The organism is Deinococcus carri (genome assembly GCF_039545055.1).
Lineage (GTDB): Bacteria > Deinococcota > Deinococci > Deinococcales > Deinococcaceae > Deinococcus > Deinococcus carri.
Map to the genome: position 1 here is coordinate 105,163 of NZ_BAABRP010000007.1, position 16,404 is coordinate 121,566.

Genomic DNA, 16,404 nt, shown 5'->3' on the forward strand with positions numbered 1-16,404 from the left:
CATAAGGAGGCTGTCAGCGGTCAGCCTTCAGCTTTTCTGGCTGACTGCTGAAGGCTAAAAGCTGACGGCTGATAGCTGACCGCTCCTCGTACGCCCTACCCTGACCCCATGCCCTCCCCCTTCCCCCGTGCCTGGACTGCCTTCCGCCGTGCGGCGTATGCGGGGGGACCCCCTCCCCGGCGGCAGTTCCTCCCGCGCGAGTTCGTGGAACGGCTGCTGGCCGGGGCTGAGGCGCGGCTGCCCCTGCTCGACGCCCCCCGGCTGGACTGGTCATACGCCGAACGGGTCCATGACGCGGCCTACCTCGCCCGCTGGCGACGTGGGGAGGTGACACGCGCCGAGGAACGCGCCCTGGGGTTTCCCTGGAACGAGGCCGTTGTGGAGCGCGGCCTGCTCTCCAGCGGCGCGACCCTGGCCGCCACGCGGGACGCCCTTGCCGGCGGCCTGGGCCTGAACCTCGGTGGGGGCACGCATCATGCCTACCGCGACCACGCGGAGGGCTTCTCCTTCCTGAACGACGTGGTGATTTCCGCGCGCTGGCTGCTGGACCACGGCCACGCCGGGCGCATCCTGATTCTCGACCTCGACGTGCATCAGGGCAACGGCACGGCGGCGCTGCTGGCAGACGAGGCCCGCGCTTTCACCGTCAGCGTCCACGGCGCGAACAACTACCCCTTTCAGAAGGAGCAGAGCGGGCTGGACGTGGCCCTTCCTGACGGGACCGGGGACGGGGCGTACCTCGCCGCGCTTGAGGAGGTCGTCGCGCCCGCCGTTCGCGCCTTCCGCCCTGACTTCGCCTTCTACCTCGCGGGGGCGGACGTGCTGGAGGGCGACCAATTGGGCCGCCTGGCCCTGACGCCCGCCGGGGTCCGCGAGCGGGACAGCCGGGTGTTCCGCTGGGCCGCGCAGACCGGCACGCCGCTCGTCACCGTGATGGCCGGAGGCTACAACCGCGAGCCGCAAAAGCTGATTCAGACGCGGCTGGGCACGCTTGACGCCGCGCTGGCCACCTTCGCCGCCTCCTGATACCAAATTGGGTTGATTCCCTGGAATCAGAGCAATCCCGTATGCCCTGACCCCTCATACGGTTTCCGTCCCGTCCGTTCCCAGCAGCCCTCAACGTTCCTCCTCACCCTGCTCGGGCTGAATGGTTTTTGTCACTGCTCGACCGGAATTCGTATCAGTGGACCACGAAGTCGATTTCGACCACCGCCGTCACGTCCTTTTCCAGGCTGGTCGTGTCGTAGCTGCCGGTGTCCTCCACGCTGGTCTCGAAGCGGGGCGTGATCTGGAAGACGCCGACGCGGGCGTTCTTGACCGCGCCGACCGTGTTTCCGGCACTCCGGGCGACGGCCTGGGCACGGCGCTGGGCGTCCTGGCTGGCCTCCTGAAGGAGCTGCACCCGTACGTCCGCCAGCCGGGTATACAGGTATTCCACGTCGCCCGTCTCGACGCTCACGCCGCCCTGGCTGACCTGCACGAAGGCGGCGGTGGCGGCCCCGATGGCCCGCTGGAGCTTGGGGATGTCGGTGGCTTGCAGGCGGTAGGTCTGGCTGACCGCGTAGCGGGTGTGCTGCACTTCCCGGTTCTCGCCGTTCACGTCCTCGATCACGGTGTAGGGTTGCGGCCCGGCGTTCACGGGTTCGCGCCGCAGTTCCGCCCCGCTGAAGTTCTGCCCGCGCAGAAACGCCTCGATGGTGGGCTGCGCGGCCTGAAAGGCGCGGTAGGCGGCCTGGAGGCTCGCGTCGTCACTGCTGCGCAGGGTAAAGGTCCACACGGCCAGGTCCGAGGTGATGTTCCGCCGGGCACTGCCGGTCACGTTGATCACGTCGCTGGCGTTCTTCACGTCGGCCAGCCCCCGCACCACCACGAAGCCCGTGGCGAGAAAGGCCAGGGATGCGATGGTGGTCGCCATCACGGCGGCGGGAAAACGTGACGGAGCAGACATGAATCACAGTACCACCCGCCCGATACGGCCTCCACCCTGGCGGTGCGGGGCCGCCCACGCGGTATCATGTCCGGATGACGCACCTCCTCCCGCCCCCGTAGCGCGAGTCGCAGGTGCCGCGTTGTTCCCTGTCTTTCAAGCCGGGCACCCTCTGTCTGCCCGCAGGACCCTTGCATAGGAGTACGGCCATGACCATCCCCACCGCCCACCTCGACCAGGAAATCGCCCGCCGCCGGACCTTCGCCATCATCTCGCACCCCGACGCGGGCAAGACGACCATCACCGAAAAGCTGCTGCTGTACGGAGGCGCGATTCAGGAGGCCGGGTCCGTCACCGCCAAGGAAGGCCGCTCGCACACCAAGTCCGACTGGATGAGCATCGAGCAACAGCGCGGGATTTCCATTTCCAGCTCGGCGCTGACCTTCGAGTACGCCGGGCGGCACGTCAACCTGCTCGATACCCCCGGCCACCAGGACTTCTCGGAAGACACCTACCGCACCCTGACCGCCGCCGACTCCGCCCTGATGGTGCTGGACGCGGCGCGCGGTGTGCAGACGCAGACGGAGAAGCTGTTCGCCGTATGCCGCAACCGGGGCATTCCCATCCTGACCTTCGTGAACAAGATGGACCGCCCAGCGCAGGACCCCTTCGACCTGCTCTCTCAGGTCGAGAACACGCTGAAAATCACCGCCGTGCCGCTGACCTGGCCCATCGGCGACGGCCCGGACTTCAAGGGCGTGTACGACCTCCAGACCGGGCAGGTGCTGGCCTTCGAGCGCACGTCGGGCGGCAAGCACCGCGCGCCCATGCAGACGGCGGGCCTGGACGACCCCCGGCTGGTGGACCTCGTCGGCTCCGACCTCGCCGCCAAGCTGCGGGAGGACGTGGAACTGATCCAGGGCGCGATGCCCGAGTTCGACCCCGCCGCCTTCCTGGCAGGCGAGCTGACCCCGGTCTTTTTCGGTTCCGCCATGAACAATTTCGGCGTCGAGCACTTCCTCGCCAACTTCGTGGACCTCGCGCCGCCGCCCGGTCCCGTCGAGACGAACCTGGGCGAGCGCGACCCGGACGCGCCCTTCGCGGGCTTCGTGTTCAAGCTCCAGGCCAATATGAGCAAGCAGCACCGCGACCGCACCGCCTTCATGCGCGTGATGTCGGGGCACTTCGAGCGCGGCATGGACGTGACCCACACCCGCACCGGGCGCAAGCTGCGGCTCTCGCAGGCCCACACCCTCTTCGCGCAGGACCGCGAGAAGGTGGAGGAGGCCTACCCCGGCGACATCGTGGGGCTGGTGAACCCCGGCGTCTTTCAGATTGGCGACGTGGTGAGCGTGGACCCCAAGGTGACGCTGCCCTCCTTCCCGCGCTTCACGCCCGAGACGTTTGCCACCCTCGCCCTCAAGGACGTGGGCAAGCGCAAGGCGTTCATGAAGGGCCTCACGCAGCTCGCGGAGGAAGGCGTGGTGCAGGTCTTCTACCCCACCGACGGCGCGCGTGACCCCTACCTGGGCGCGGTCGGCCCCCTCCAGTTCGAGGTCTTTCAGGCCCGCCTCGCGGAGGAATACGGCGTGGACGTGGAACTGCACGTGACTTCCTACCAGCTCGTGCGCTGGCTGGCCGGGGACGCGGGCAGCGTGGCCCGTTTCGCCCGCCACGTGGAGGACGACCAGGGCCGCCCGGTGATGCTGTTCCGCTCCAAGTACGACCTGGACTACACCGCCGAGCAGCACCCCGAAATCGAGTTCCTGCCGCTGCCGAGGGACCTGACGCGGGTGTAAGCATGGACCTCAAGCGCGTTCCCCCGGCCTTTTTCTCCATGCCCGCCGTCAGTGCGGCGCTGAGCCTGAGCGTGAAGGCCGTGACCGACCTGGACCTCACCCGGACCCAGTTCGGCTACCTGGGCCACGCTCAGGTCAAGGACGCGGGGCGTCTCTACCGGCAGACCTTCCTGCTGAACGAGGCCGGGATCTTTACGGGGGGCGATTGCGGCTGCGGCAAGAGAGGCTGCCCCCACCTCGTCCGCGTGCTGCTGAGTCCGGCGCTGGAACGGGCGCTGGCGGAGGCGTCGGGGGAGAGGGACGGGCCTCCTGGGCCGCTCCCCGCCCCCGTCCAGCCTGCCCCCGAACCCGCAGCCGAAGAGGACACCCCCGACCCTGGCCCCCTCCCGCCCCTCGCCAGCCCGCTGCGAACCTGGCTCAGCTACGCGGCGGACCTGGGCGGCGGGCCGGACTCCGCCGAGGCGCTGCTGAGGTATGAGCTGGACGTGCAGGTCCGCGCCCGCTCGGCCCGCGAGGTGGTCACGGTGCAGGTGCGCCGGACCTCGCTGCTGAACGGTCGCCCCTATCCCACCTCGGTCTATCCGCTGCCCCACGCGCTGCGCTGGTCGCATGGGGCCGCCGATGCCAGGAGCCTGCCCCGCTTCGCCCGCCCCGACCGCGACGTGCTGCAACTGCTCGCGCTGGGGGCCGAGAGCGGCGTGCAGGGCGGCGAGGAGACGTGGTTCCTGGGCAACCACCCCCTCACCGACACGCTGCTGGCGCACCTGCGGGACACCGGGCGGTTGTACTGGGCGGGCGAGGGGGAACCCCTGCGCCCCGGCCCCGAGCGGCAGGTCGGTTACGACTGGGAGATGGACGCGGGCGGGGTGCAGCGGCCCACCGTCGCCCTGCCGGGGGGTGTGCGCGTGCTGCCCGTCTCGCCCCGCTGGTACGTGGACGAGGCCTCGGGGCTGCTGGGCCGCCTCACCTCCGCGCTGCCGCCCGCGCTGGAGGACGCCTTCCTGAGCGTGCCCCCCGTGCCCCCCGCCCAGGCCGCCAGCTTCGCCCGTGCCCTGCGCGAGAGCTTTCCCGGCCTGGACGTGCCCACCCCCCGCCCCGTCCGCACGGTCCGCACGCCGCTGAAGTACCAGCCCGTCCTGACCCTGCGCGAGGAGGCGGTGGAGGTCAGCCGCCGCCAGGGCTGGCGCAGGGTCACCGGCACGGAACGCCTGGGCGTGGCCCACCTGGCCCACCACTACGACGGGGGGCCGCTGGACCTGGAGCGGCAGAACTACGAGGGCGGCGTGCTGCACCTGGCTTCCCGCGACCCCGCCGCCGAGAAGAAGGCGGGCGGACAGGTCACCCGCACCGGCCTCAAGCGCCTCCAGAACCTGCAACCCCGCGGCGACCAGATCCGCCACCCCCGCGCCAATGCCCTCTACGCCTTCGCTGACGAGGCCGGCTGGCAACGCTTCCTGACCGCCGAGGTGCCCAGGCTGGAGGCCAAAGGCTTCCGGGTGGAGGTGGACCCCAGCTTCCCCTACCACTTCGCGGAGGTGGAGGACTGGTACGGCGAGGCGGAGGAGGAGGGCGGCTGGTTCACGCTCGAACTGGGCGTCGTCGTGGACGGCCAGCGCCATAGCCTGATTCCCATTCTCGTCTCGCTGATTGCCGAGCGTCCCGAACTTTTCACGCCCGAAGCCCTGGCCGCCCTGAAGGACGACGACCTCATCACCGCCCGCTTGCCCGACGGCCGCCGCCTCCCGCTGCCCGCTGGTCGCGTGCGGGCCATTCTCAGCGTGCTGGTCGAGCTGCACCTGCGCGACCTCCCCGCAGGCCCGCTGCGCCTGCCGGTTCTGGACGCGGCCCGCCTGGCGATGCTGGACGAGGCGCTGCACGCGCGCTGGCTGGGGGCCGACCGCCTGCTGGACCTGGGCCGCCGCCTGCGCGCCTTTCAGGGCGTGGCCGAAGTCACGCCGCCCGCCGGTCTGAACGCCGAGTTGCGCCCCTACCAGCAGCAGGGCCTCGCATGGCTGCAATTCCTGCGCGAGTACGACCTGGGGGGGATTCTGGCGGACGATATGGGGCTTGGCAAGACCCTCGAAACGTTGGCCCACCTCCAGACCGAGAAGGAGGCCGGACGCGCCGATCGCCCCAGCCTCGTCGTCGCGCCGACGAGCGTGCTGGGCAACTGGCGCGCGGAGGCCGCCCGCTTCACGCCGGGCCTCAGGGTCCTGACGCTGCATGGGCCGGGGCGCAAGGCCGACTTCGCCCGCATTCCCGACCACGACCTGGTGCTGTCCACCTACCCGCTGCTGCCGCGCGACATCGACCAGCTCCGCGAACACGAGTTTCACCTCCTGGTGCTGGACGAGGCGCAGAACATCAAGAACGCGAAGAGTGCGGCGGCGAAGGCGGCCGGGGCGCTGAAAGCCCGTCACCGCCTCGCCCTCACCGGGACGCCCCTCGAAAACCACCTGGGCGAGCTGTGGTCGCAGTTCAACTTCCTGACGCCGGGGCTGCTGCACGACGAGAAGACCTTCCGCGAGCTGTACCGCACGCCCATCGAGAAACAGGGGGACCGGGCGCGCCAGGCCGCCCTCGCCGCCCGCGTGAAGCCCTTTATCCTGCGCCGCGAGAAACGCGACGTGGCGAAGGAACTCCCGCCCAAGACCGAGATGCCGGTGCGCGTCACGCTCGACGGCGACCAGCGCGACCTCTACGAGACGGTGCGCGTGACCATGCTGGAGCGGGTGCGCGAGGAACTGGATGCACGCGGTCTGGCCCGCTCCACCGTCGCCATCCTCGATGCGCTGCTCAAGCTGCGGCAGGCCGTCACCGACCCGCGCCTGGTGAAGCTGGAGGCCGCCCGCAAGGTGAAGGGCAGCGCCAAACTCGACTGGCTGACCCAGAACCTCCCGCAGATGGTGGAGGAAGGCCGCCGCATCCTGATCTTCTCTCAGTTCGCCACGCTGCTGGGGCTGCTGGAGGAGACGCTGAAGGAACTGGGCATCGGCTACGCCAAGCTGACTGGGCAGACGAAGGACCGCGCCGCGCCCGTCGCCCGCTTCCAGGGGGGGGAGGTCCCCGTCTTCCTGATCAGCCTCAAGGCCGGGGGCGTGGGCCTGAACCTCACCGCCGCCGATACCGTCATTCACCTCGATCCCTGGTGGAACCCTGCCGCCGAGGCGCAGGCCACCGACCGCGCCTACCGCATCGGGCAGGACAAGCCGGTGTTCGTCTACAAGCTCATCGCGGCGGGCAGCGTCGAGGAGCGCATCCTGGACCTCCAGAACCGCAAGGCGGCGCTGGCAAAGGGCGTGCTGGACGGCGGCCTCAGCAGCGCCACCCAACTCACCTCCTCCGACCTCGACCTGCTGTTCGCGCCGCTGGAGGAGGCAGAGGAACCCGCACCTGCCTGACCGCCCAACGCTCTAGACTGGGGGCATGGCCCGTTTTCCTCTCGCCGCCCTGGCCTGCCTGTCCCTGCTGACGCTGAGTGCCTGTTCCCTGACTTCCTCCCGCCCGACCACCTTTGCCGCCGGTCAGAACTGGCTGGCCCAGGGCTACGAGGGTGGGCAGCTTACCAGCGCCGAGGTGACCACCGGCCGCTTCAGCACTTATGATATGGACCGCAGCGACGTGCCCGCGGGCAGCGAAAAGGCCAGCGTCAAGGTCCGCAGCAACCTCAACCCCGTGATGACCCTGCGCCTGCTGTTTCCCGGTGGGACGCCGATGCTGGTGCAGACCGTGAGCACCGGCCAGACCGATTTCCTCTGGAACGCGGGCACGGCGGGCGTGATGTACCGCTGCCGTGTGCAGGCGCGTGAGGCCGGGATCAACTACGTGTCGGGCGACTTCACGCGCGTGGAGCAGGGCCGCGAGGTGCCGCTGGGCACGTGCGGGGTGCGGCGGCGGTAACCCTTTCGTCAGAGGGGCCGGGGCATCCTGAGCGGGTGCGCTTCCTGCTTCCCCTCCTCCTCGCGGGCCTGCTGGGCAGCGTGAGGGCGGCCCCGGCCTCCGCGCCGCCCGCCGGCTACGTGCTGTCCGGGATGCCGCTCGTCCGCCAGACGTACAACGCCTGCGGCCCGGCGAGCATCACGCAAGTTCTCGGGTACTTCGGCATCAACGTCAGCCTCGCGGACGTGAGCCGCCTCACCCGCCCCAGCGAGCGGGCGTATATGACCGCGCAGGCCATCGTGGACTTCGCGCCGCAGGTCGGCATGGAAGCCCGGCTGTACCGCGGCGGCTCGCTGGATACCGTCCGCTCGGCCATCCGCGCCCGCCTGCCGCTGATCGCCCTGCAATCTCACATCACGGCCACCCAGACCATCCCCCACTGGCGCGTCGTGACGGGCTACGACGACGCCCGGCAGCAGGTCTACCTGATGGACCCCCTGCTGGGGTACGTCCGGATGAGCTACGCCGACTTCACGCGCGTCTGGGCCGACCATCAGGGGCAGTTCGCGGTGATGTATCCGCCGGAGTGGCGGGCCACGGTGCGGAAGGTGGTGGGGTAGGGAGAAGAGCGTGGGGAAGGTCGCCGGGTTGCTTCCCCCAGGGCGAGGCCGGATGATGCACCCGTGCCGGATGTGATGATTCGTGATGCCCGTGAGGAAGACCTGCCCGCGTTGCTGGCCCTGTACCACCAGCTCAGTGCGCGTGACCCGGCTACGGTCTCAGAGCGGCATCGCGCCGCGTGGGCGGCTCTGGCGAGGCAGGACATCACGCGCATCCTGGTGGCCGAAAATGGGGGAGAGGTCGTCGGCACCCTCGCCCTCAGCATCATTCCCAACCTGACCCGAGATGCCCGGCCTTACGCCCTCATCGAGAACGTCGTGACCTGTGAGGAGCGGCGGGGCCAGGGCATCGGCCGGCGACTGCTGGAGGAAGCGGAGCGGCTCGCCAGGGACCGGGAGGCCTACAAGCTGATGCTGATGAGTGGCAACGTGCGCGGCGAGGCCCATGCGTTCTACCGGCGTTGTGGCTTCAACGGAGAGACGAAAACGGCCTTCGAGAAACGGCTGGCTTAGGGGCTGCCCCCACTGGGACCTTCCCCTCTTGCGTCACTTTGGGTTCAGGCTCAGCGCCCGCCCCCGGCGGCTCATCCCAGGAACTGTCCCCCCTCCTGCATCACTTCCCCATCCAGGCTGAGGCGGCCACCCTGCCGCAGGTCGGTGATCAGGTCCCAGTGAATCGCGCTGCTGTTCACCCCGCCCGTTTCCGGGTAGGAGCGGCCCAGGGCGAGGTGGACCGTGCCGCCGATCTTCTCGTCGAAGAGGATGTTGCCGGTCGGGGTCTGGATGCCGAAGTTGGTGCCGATGCCCAGTTCGCCCAGCCGCCGCGCGCCGGGGTCGGTGGCGAGGGCCGCGCGCAGCACGTCCTCGCCCTCCTCGGCGCTGGCCTCCACGACCTCGCCCGCGCGAAAGACGAGGCGCGCGCCGCGCACCACCACGCCGCCGTAACTCGCGGGGACGGTAAAGGTGACCACGCCCTCCGCGCTCGTTTCAAGCGGGCCAGTAAAGACCTCGCCGCTGGGCATGTTGCGCTTGCCGTCGCTGTTGGCCCAGCTCCGGCCACCCACACGCAGGGTGAGGTCGGTGCCGGGGGCCTCGATGCGCACGGTATCGGCGCGGCTCAGGCGCTCGATCAGCCGCGCCTGCGTCGCCCGCACCTCGCCCCAGGCGGCCACCGGGTCGGGGCGGTCGAGGAACATCGCCCGCATCACGAAGGCCCCGAACTCCGCCTCGGTCATGCCCGCCTGTGCGGCGGCGTGCGGGGTGGGGTAGAGGGTGAGACTCCACTTCTTCTGCGCGCGGGCGGCGGCGATGGCGGCGCGTGCGGCAGTAAGGCGGGCGCGCCGCGCGGCGTCCCCGTCGGCCCCCGGTTCCGGCGTCAGAATCCGCAGGCTGCCGTCCAGCGCCTCCACGTCCGCGAGGTCGGCGGGGTGAATGGTGTCCAGCACGGCGTCGGCGGCCAGGGCGGCAAAGTCGTCGTCCTGGCCGGGGTAATCCAGGCGCACCACGGGCCTGGCCCCCCGCGTCAGCAGGGCACGCGCGACCTCGCGCACCAGGGGCAGCGCCGCCGTGCCCCCCGCCACCAGCAACCGCTCGCCGGGCTGGGCGTTCAGGCAGTAGTCGGCCAGCAGGGCCGCGTGCCGGGCCGGGTCGTAGCTCAGGTCATGGCTCAGGTCGGGCTTCCGGGGGGAGGCCGCCGCTTGATTCGTCTGCACGCGCCTGAGCCTAGCACCGCCGGGGGCGGCTATCCTGCCGGGGCATGACGGCCCCTTCTCCGAAGCTCGACCCCCTGAATACCGCCGTCCTGACCATCGCCTGCCCGGACCGGGGCGGCATCGTGGCGGCGGTGTCGCAGTTTCTCTTCAGCCACGGCGCGAACATCATCCACTCGGACCAGCACTCCACCGACCCTGCGGGCGGCACCTTCTTCATGCGGATGGAGTTCCACCTGGAGGGCCTCGACCTCGCGCGCGAGCCGTTCGAGCGGGCCTTTGCGCAGGTGGTCGCCGTGCCCTTCGGCATGGACTGGCGGCTGAGCTACACAGCCCAGCCCAAGCGGATGGCGATTCTGGTCAGCCGCTACGACCACTGCTTTCTGGACCTGCTGTGGCGCATCCGGCGGGGCGAGCTGAACGTGGACATTCCCCTGGTGCTCAGCAACCACGAGGACCTGCGCCGCGACGCGGAGATGTTCGGCCTGCCCTTTCACGTCGTGCCCGTCACGCGGGAGAACAAGGCGGAGGCCGAGGCCGAGCAGGTGCGATTGCTGCGGGAAGCCGGGGTGGAGTTCGCGGTGCTGGCGCGCTACATGCAGATTCTCAGCGGCGACTTCCTGCGCGCCTTCGCGCGGCCCGTCATCAACATCCACCACTCGTTCCTGCCCGCCTTCGTGGGCGCGAACCCCTACCGCGCGGCCTTCGCGCGCGGCGTCAAGCTCATCGGCGCGACCAGCCACTACGTGACCGAGGAACTCGACGCCGGCCCCATCATCGCCCAGGACGTGATTCCCGTCACCCACCGCGAGACGCCCGACACCCTGATGCGCCTGGGCCGCGACGTGGAACGCCAGGTGCTCGCCCGCGCCGTCAAGGCCCACGTGGAGGACCGGGTGCTGGTGCAGGGGAACAAGACGGTGGTGTTCTAGCGGCCAGCTTCCAGCCGCCAGCGCTTCAAGGCTCTTGCTGGTCGCTGGAAGCTGATGACTGGAAGCTCAATGCAACACCCGCGCCTCCCCCGGCAGGAACCCCAGCAGCGTTTCCAGGCGCTCCAGGACCGTCGGGGCTTCCAGGGCCTGCTCGCGTTGCCCGGCGTCGAGGGGCAGCAGCGCGGCGGCGAAACTGGCGATCAGGAGGGGGTCTTGCGGGGCGGCCTCGCGGAGGGCTGGCGCGTCGGCGGGGCGCAGGCGCAGCAGGTCGGACAGCAGGCGGCGGGCGGCGGCCTCCTCGGCGGGGCGGTCCAGGGGGGCGGGGTGGAGCGGCCAGAGGGTCACGTCCGCCGACAGGTAGGCGTGGGTCAGGTCGAAGGCCTGCACCCGGAAGCGCTCGCCGCCGGCCACCTGAATGCTGCTGGTGCCGTCCTCGTGCGTCTCGGCGCGCAGCAGGTGGGCGAGGGTGCCCACCCCGGCGACCCGGTCGTGCAGGGGCAACGGCGAGGTGTCGCGGGGCTGCACGATCCGCACGATGCCGAACGGCTCGCCGCTCGCCTGCACGCGCGCCAGCAGTTCCCGGTAGCGCCGCTCGAACACGTACAGCGGCAGCACCTGTCCGGGAAACAGCACGACGTTCGGGAGGGGAAACAGCGGCACGGGCATCCCCGTCATGGTGCGCCGTTTCAGGGCGCGACAAGTGGGCAAGGCATACAGAAGTCGCGGCTGGGCGTGATTTCCGGATAGGCTTTCCGGGCCGGGAATGTTCGGCTCCCGGTTCAGGCGTTGTCGGAGGCGGGCCGGGGCTTGCGCCGCCGCTTCGGGGGGGGTGGAGGCGGCGCACCCCACGCTTCCAGTTGCCCCGGCGTCACGCCGAGCGTGAGCAGATAGGCGCTGTCCTGCGGCGTCAGGCCCGCGTCCGGGAGCAGGTCGGGCCGCCGCGCCAGCGTCCGGGCCAGGGCCTGTTCGCGCCGCCACTGGGCGACCGCGCCGTGGTTGCCGCCCCTGAGCACCTCCGGCACCTGCTCGCCGCGCCACTCGGGGGGGCGGGTGTACTCGGGGTAATCCAGCAGGCCGCTGGAAAAGCTGTCGGCCCGGTGCGAGTCCTCGTCGCCCAGCACTCCCGGCAGCAGGCGCGCGACCGCCTCCAGCACGCAGGCCGCCGCCGCCTCGCCGCCCATCATCACGAAGTCCCCGAGGCTGAGTTCGCGGGTCACCAGCCCCTCCACCCGCGCGTCGAAGCCCTCGTAGCGCCCGCACAGGAAGGCGAGGTGCGACCGCGTGGACAGTTCCTCCGCCGTGCGCTGCGTGAAGCGTTCCCCGGCGGGCGTGAACAGAATCACCTCGTCGGCGGGGGGCAGGCTGCTCAGCGCCCGTTCGGCCACATCCACCCGGATGACCATGCCCGCGCCGCCCCCGTAGGGCGTGTCGTCCACCTTGAGATGCTTGTTTTCCGCGAAGTCCCGCATATTCACGAGGTTCACGTCAAGCAGCCCCCGCGCCCGCGCCTTCCCCACGATGGCCTCTGCCGCAAAGGGGGCCAGCAGCTCGGGAAAGAGGGTGAGAAAGGAGAAGGTCAGCACTCGGCCTCCGGCCGGGCAGAAGGCGGAAGGCAGAAGGCGGAAGGCCAGAAAGCCATCTGCCTTCTGCCATTTGCCTTCTGCGCCCTCCAGCCCCTCACGCCTCCTCGCCCTCCTCGTCCAGCAGGCCAGAGGGGGCGTCTTCCGTCAGGGTGATGGCGTCGGGGCGGCCCGCCTCGCCGGTGCGGACGACCACGTAGGGGGCTTGCAGGGGCAGGAAGCTCTCGCCGCCCGCGTGCGTGACCACCAGCAGGTCCTGGTGTCCGGCGTCCACCACGTCCGTGACCTCGCCCACCTGCTCGCCGTCCGCGTCATGCACCGGCAGGCCGCGCAGGTCGTGGTAGTAGTAGCGGCCCTCGTCGAGGGGGGGGAGGTCGGCGTCGGCGGCGTAGAGGTTCGCGCCGCGCAGCGTCTCGGCCCCCTCGCGGCTGGTGAGGCCCGCGAGGTGCAGGGCCACCCCCGGCACCAGGGGTTCGGCGCGGCGCACGCGCAGCCAGCCCCGGCCCTCCACCCACACGCGCTCCAGCGTGAGCAGTTGCTCCGGGTCGCCCAGCACGTACACCTTCACGCCGCCCTGAACGCCGTGCGGCCCCAGAAAGTACCCCAGCCGGGTCGTGTCTGCCGGGGCCGTCACGGCTTGCGCGGCGCGTCGAGGTCCACGTTCACGCGCTCGCGGGGGTCGCTGGCTGCCCGGACCAGCGTGCGGATGGCCTGAATCACGCGCCCCTGCCGCCCGATCAGGCGGCCTTCCTCGCCCGGCCCGACGCGTACAATCACCGTCGGCCCCCGCCGGGAGGCGCGCACCAGCGACGGCTGATCCACCACGCTCTGCGCCAGAAACAGCGTCAGTTCTACAGGGTCGGTCTTCATGGGGGGCATTGTAGAGGAGGGGTTGTGGGATGTGGGATGTGGGTTGTAGGAGGAGCTTTTCCCACACCCTACAACCCACAGCCCACGACCAAAAAAGAGGCCCCCGCAGGAGCCTCCTTTCGCAACTGCCTCCTCTCAGGCGGTCTTGATGCCCTGGGACTTCAGCAGGCGGCGGGCCGTCTGGGTGGGCTGGGCACCCTGGGAAAGCCAGTAGCTGGCGCGCTCGCCGTTGATGTTCAGGTAGTTCTCGCTGGTCTTGCGGGGGTCGTAGTGACCCAGGTTCTCGATGTAGCCACCGTCGCGGGGACGGCGGGAATCGGTAACCACGATGCGGTAGTGGGGGTTGTGGGCAGAGCCGAAACGGGACAGGCGAATCTTGACCATGTTCTGAAAACCTCGGGTTGGAATGTTGAGGGTAAACGCCCGCCTAGGTCGCGGGGTTCATGCGCCCGCAGCAGCCAACCGGAAGCGCACCGAAGAAGAGTAGCAGAGATGGAGGGAAGGGGGCAAGGGGAGGGTGTGGGGTATGGGAAAAGCTCCTCCTACACCCTACAGCCCACCACCCCTCCTCAGAACGACGGGGGCACCGGCCGGCGCGTGCCGCCGCTCACGCTGTTGACCTGAAAGGCCATGCGGCCCGGTCCGAAGATGGGGCTGCCGCCCACCGTCCCCAGGGGCGTGCCGCGGGCGACGCGCTGCCCGACCTGCACCCGTGCGTCTTGCAGGCCGAAATAGGCGGTCACGGTGGAGCCGTGGTCGAGCAGGACCACCCAGCCCAGGCTGGCGTAGGAGGTGGTGGCAATCACGTTGCCGTCGAGGGCCGCCACTGCCTGGCTGCCCTCCGTGCTTTGCAGGACGCTCCACTGTGCGCCGTTCGCGCCGTAGGGCTGGGACACGCTGCCGCCGGGCAGGGGAAAGCCCACCGGCCTCTGGACGGCGGGCAGGGGTGCGAGTTGCTGCTCGACCTGGACGGCGGCCTGCTGCACCTGCGTCTCGCGCTGGCGCAGCGCGGTCTGTTCCTGCTGAAGCTGGGCCTGACGCTGCCGCTGGCTGGCCTCGCGCGCGGCGTTGGCCTGGGCAGCCGCCTGCTCGCGGGCGCGGGCCTCTGCCTCGGCCCTGGCCCGTGCGGCCGCCTCTGCCTGGGCCTGTGCGCGGGCCTGCGCCTGTGCCCTGGCGCGGGCTTCGGCTGCCGCGCGGGCACGGGCCTCGGCGGCGGCGCGTTCGCGTGCCAGGCGGGCCTGCCGTTCCTGCTCGGCGCGGATGCGGGCCAGGCGCAGGGCTTCCTGCCGGGCGCGTTCCTGCGCCTCCCGGATGCGGCGCAGTTCGGCCAGGCGGCGCTGGCGTTCCTCCTCCAGGCGGCGTTGGCGTTCGGCCTCAATGCGGGCGCGTTCCTGCACGACCTGGCCTACCAGTTGGTCGATGCTCTGCGCCGTCAGCGCCTGCTGCGCCTGATTGCGCGCGGCCAGGGTGCGCTGGCCCTGCTCGCTGCGCTTGAGGCCCGCCAGCAGCCGCCCCTGCTCGGCGCGGCGGTCGCGCAGCTCGGTGAGGCGGGCGACGCGCTGCGTCTGGAGGGTCTGGAGGCTGGCCGTCTGCTGGGCCTGCTGGGTGCGCTGCAGCTCCAGCGTCTGGACCTCCTGCCGCAGCATCCGCGTGACCCGCACGTTGTACTGCCCGGCGATGTTGGCGTATTTCAGGCGAATCAGGAGGTCCGACAGGCTGCGCGACTGCGAGAGCAGTGCCAGGTAGCGCCCACTGCGCTCGCGGTACAGCGCCCCCAGCAACTCGCGCACGTCGCCCTGGAGCCGCGTCACGCGGGCCTGCGTCACCCGGCGCTGGGCGGTCGTGTCGGCCAGTTGATCCCGCGCCAGCCGCACCCGCGCGGCCAGGGTCGCCGTCTCGTTTTCCAAACTCGCGACCTGTCCGGCCAGTCGGTCGAGCCGCTCCAGCGTCTGCCGCTGCTGCGCGGTCAGGTTCTGGATGCGGGTGCGCAGGCGTTCCAGGTCCCGCTTCTGCCCGGCGCTCAGCCGCCGCTGCTGCTCCAGTTCGCGCTGAAGGTTTTCCAGCCGCTGGCTGGTCGTCGGCAGCACGAGGGGGGGCGCACCCGGCAGGTCGGGCAGGGGCGGGTCCGCCCGCGGGGTGTTCTGCGCGCCGGCCAGCAGCGCCGCCGACAGCAGGATCAGCGAAAGCGGGCGCTGACCCCACCGCCTTCCCCTCACTCCAGCTCCCGCAGGTAGCGCCGCGAGGCGAAGAGGCTGCCCGCCAGTCCGATCAGCACCCCCAGCAGGCCGATGCCGCCCAGCAGGGGCAGCAGGCTGGGCAGGTCGCGCACCACCGGGAAGACCGGGGCGAAAAGCTGTACCCGCGCGGCCAGCCCCAGGTACGCCGGGGTCAGTAGGGCCAGGGACAGCGCCGCCGCGGTCAGCCCCAGCAGCACGCCCTCAATCACGTGCGGCATGCGGATAAAGCCGCGGGTGGCCCCCAGCAGCCGCATCACGCTGATCTCGTTGCGGCGGGCGTACATGGCGACCCGCACGGCGTTCAGGATGTTAAAGAGGGTGCCCAGCAGCAGCAGGCCCACCAGCGTGTACCCCGCCCCGCGCACCGCTGTCAGCGTCCGCACCGTCTGGTCCACGTACCCGGCCCCGTACTCCACGTCCTCCACGCCCGCCAGGGCCGACACCGCCGCCGCCACCGTGCGCGAATCCTCCACCCGGCTCACCCGCATCCGCAGCGTGTCGGGAAAGGGGTTCCCGGCGAGCTCCGCCGCGTCGCGCGCATACGGGTAGTCGCGCGTCATCTCCTCCAGCACCTGCTCGCGCGTCGCCAGCGTGGCCTGCCGGACCTGCGGCAGCGCGCGCACCTGCCCCAGCAGCGCCTGCCCGTCCGCGCCGGGCCGCAGAAACGCCGCCACCTCCACCTGCGATTCGAGCTGTTCCAGCGTCCGGTCCACGTTCAGCGTGAGCAGCAGCACGAACCCCAGCATCAGCAGCGTCAGCGTCATGGTGGTCAGGGTCGCCAGCGTCGCCGTGAGGTTGCCGCGCATGGCGAGCAGGGCTTGGCGGAAGTGGTAGGTCACGGCGCGCCTCCG

The 16,404-nt window shown here is 70.7% G+C and carries 16 protein-coding genes; 7 read left to right on the plus strand and 9 right to left on the minus strand.

Features of this window, described 5'->3' with window-relative positions; translation table 11 throughout:
* Positions 1-108: 108 nt before the first annotated feature.
* Positions 109-1,026: a histone deacetylase family protein gene (locus ABEA67_RS10750; RefSeq protein WP_345464968.1), complete on the plus strand. Its 918-nt coding sequence runs from the start codon at positions 109-111 to the stop codon at positions 1,024-1,026.
* Between the two features lie 154 nt (positions 1,027-1,180).
* Here the strand turns inward: ABEA67_RS10750 and ABEA67_RS10755 are convergent, their stop codons facing one another.
* The gene (locus ABEA67_RS10755; RefSeq protein ID WP_345464970.1) at positions 1,181-1,948 is read right to left on the minus strand and encodes an SIMPL domain-containing protein; all 768 of its coding nucleotides are present in this window, start codon (positions 1,946-1,948) and stop codon (positions 1,181-1,183) included.
* 188 nt (positions 1,949-2,136) lie between these two features.
* Between ABEA67_RS10755 and ABEA67_RS10760 the strand changes: the two genes are divergently transcribed.
* From ABEA67_RS10760 to ABEA67_RS10780, 5 genes are all read left to right on the plus strand, one after another.
* Complete coding sequence (locus tag ABEA67_RS10760) at positions 2,137-3,726, plus strand: peptide chain release factor 3 (protein WP_345464972.1); 1,590 nt, start codon at positions 2,137-2,139, stop codon at positions 3,724-3,726.
* 2 nt (positions 3,727-3,728) lie between these two features.
* The gene (locus ABEA67_RS10765) at positions 3,729-7,127 is read left to right on the plus strand and encodes a DEAD/DEAH box helicase (RefSeq protein ID WP_345464974.1); all 3,399 of its coding nucleotides are present in this window, start codon (positions 3,729-3,731) and stop codon (positions 7,125-7,127) included.
* Positions 7,128-7,152: 25 nt separating this feature from the next.
* Positions 7,153-7,626: a hypothetical protein gene (locus tag ABEA67_RS10770; protein ID WP_345464976.1), complete on the plus strand. Its 474-nt coding sequence runs from the start codon at positions 7,153-7,155 to the stop codon at positions 7,624-7,626.
* 35 nt (positions 7,627-7,661) lie between these two features.
* Positions 7,662-8,225 carry a C39 family peptidase gene (locus ABEA67_RS10775; protein ID WP_345464977.1) on the plus strand — a complete coding sequence of 188 codons (564 nt, stop codon included), beginning with the start codon at positions 7,662-7,664 and terminating at the stop codon, positions 8,223-8,225.
* 63 nt (positions 8,226-8,288) lie between these two features.
* Complete coding sequence (locus ABEA67_RS10780) at positions 8,289-8,738, plus strand: GNAT family N-acetyltransferase (protein ID WP_345464979.1); 450 nt, start codon at positions 8,289-8,291, stop codon at positions 8,736-8,738.
* 71 nt (positions 8,739-8,809) lie between these two features.
* On the opposite strand, the gene ABEA67_RS10785 is transcribed toward ABEA67_RS10780, so the two are convergent.
* A complete protein-coding gene (locus tag ABEA67_RS10785; RefSeq protein ID WP_345464981.1) occupies positions 8,810-9,937 on the minus strand; it encodes an aminopeptidase in 1,128 nt (375 codons plus the stop codon).
* Between the two features lie 44 nt (positions 9,938-9,981).
* Between ABEA67_RS10785 and purU the strand changes: the two genes are divergently transcribed.
* A complete protein-coding gene (gene purU, locus ABEA67_RS10790; RefSeq protein ID WP_345464983.1) occupies positions 9,982-10,866 on the plus strand; it encodes a formyltetrahydrofolate deformylase in 885 nt (294 codons plus the stop codon).
* Between the two features lie 66 nt (positions 10,867-10,932).
* Here the strand turns inward: purU and ABEA67_RS10795 are convergent, their stop codons facing one another.
* The 7 genes from ABEA67_RS10795 to ABEA67_RS10825 form a co-directional block, all read right to left on the minus strand.
* Complete coding sequence (locus tag ABEA67_RS10795) at positions 10,933-11,532, minus strand: LON peptidase substrate-binding domain-containing protein (RefSeq protein ID WP_425557184.1); 600 nt, start codon at positions 11,530-11,532, stop codon at positions 10,933-10,935.
* A 113-nt stretch (positions 11,533-11,645) separates the two neighbouring features.
* Positions 11,646-12,449 carry a tRNA (guanosine(37)-N1)-methyltransferase TrmD gene (trmD, locus tag ABEA67_RS10800; RefSeq protein WP_345464987.1) on the minus strand — a complete coding sequence of 268 codons (804 nt, stop codon included), beginning with the start codon at positions 12,447-12,449 and terminating at the stop codon, positions 11,646-11,648.
* A 94-nt stretch (positions 12,450-12,543) separates the two neighbouring features.
* Entirely contained in the window at positions 12,544-13,080 is a 537-nt protein-coding gene (gene rimM, locus ABEA67_RS10805; RefSeq protein WP_345464989.1) for a ribosome maturation factor RimM, read from the minus strand.
* The gene (locus ABEA67_RS10810) at positions 13,077-13,316 is read right to left on the minus strand and encodes a KH domain-containing protein (RefSeq protein WP_345464991.1); all 240 of its coding nucleotides are present in this window, start codon (positions 13,314-13,316) and stop codon (positions 13,077-13,079) included. The genes rimM and ABEA67_RS10810 overlap by 4 nt, the downstream gene beginning before the upstream one ends.
* Before the next feature lie 135 nt (positions 13,317-13,451).
* Positions 13,452-13,700 carry a 30S ribosomal protein S16 gene (gene rpsP, locus ABEA67_RS10815; RefSeq protein WP_345464993.1) on the minus strand — a complete coding sequence of 83 codons (249 nt, stop codon included), beginning with the start codon at positions 13,698-13,700 and terminating at the stop codon, positions 13,452-13,454.
* Between the two features lie 185 nt (positions 13,701-13,885).
* On the minus strand, positions 13,886-15,532 hold the full coding sequence (locus tag ABEA67_RS10820; RefSeq protein ID WP_345464994.1) for a peptidoglycan DD-metalloendopeptidase family protein: 1,647 nt from the start codon (positions 15,530-15,532) through the stop codon (positions 13,886-13,888).
* Positions 15,529-16,392, minus strand: coding sequence for a permease-like cell division protein FtsX (locus tag ABEA67_RS10825; protein WP_345464995.1), 864 nt, complete (start codon positions 16,390-16,392; stop codon positions 15,529-15,531). Before ABEA67_RS10825 ends, ABEA67_RS10820 begins: the two co-directional genes overlap by 4 nt.
* Positions 16,393-16,404: the final 12 nt, after the last annotated feature.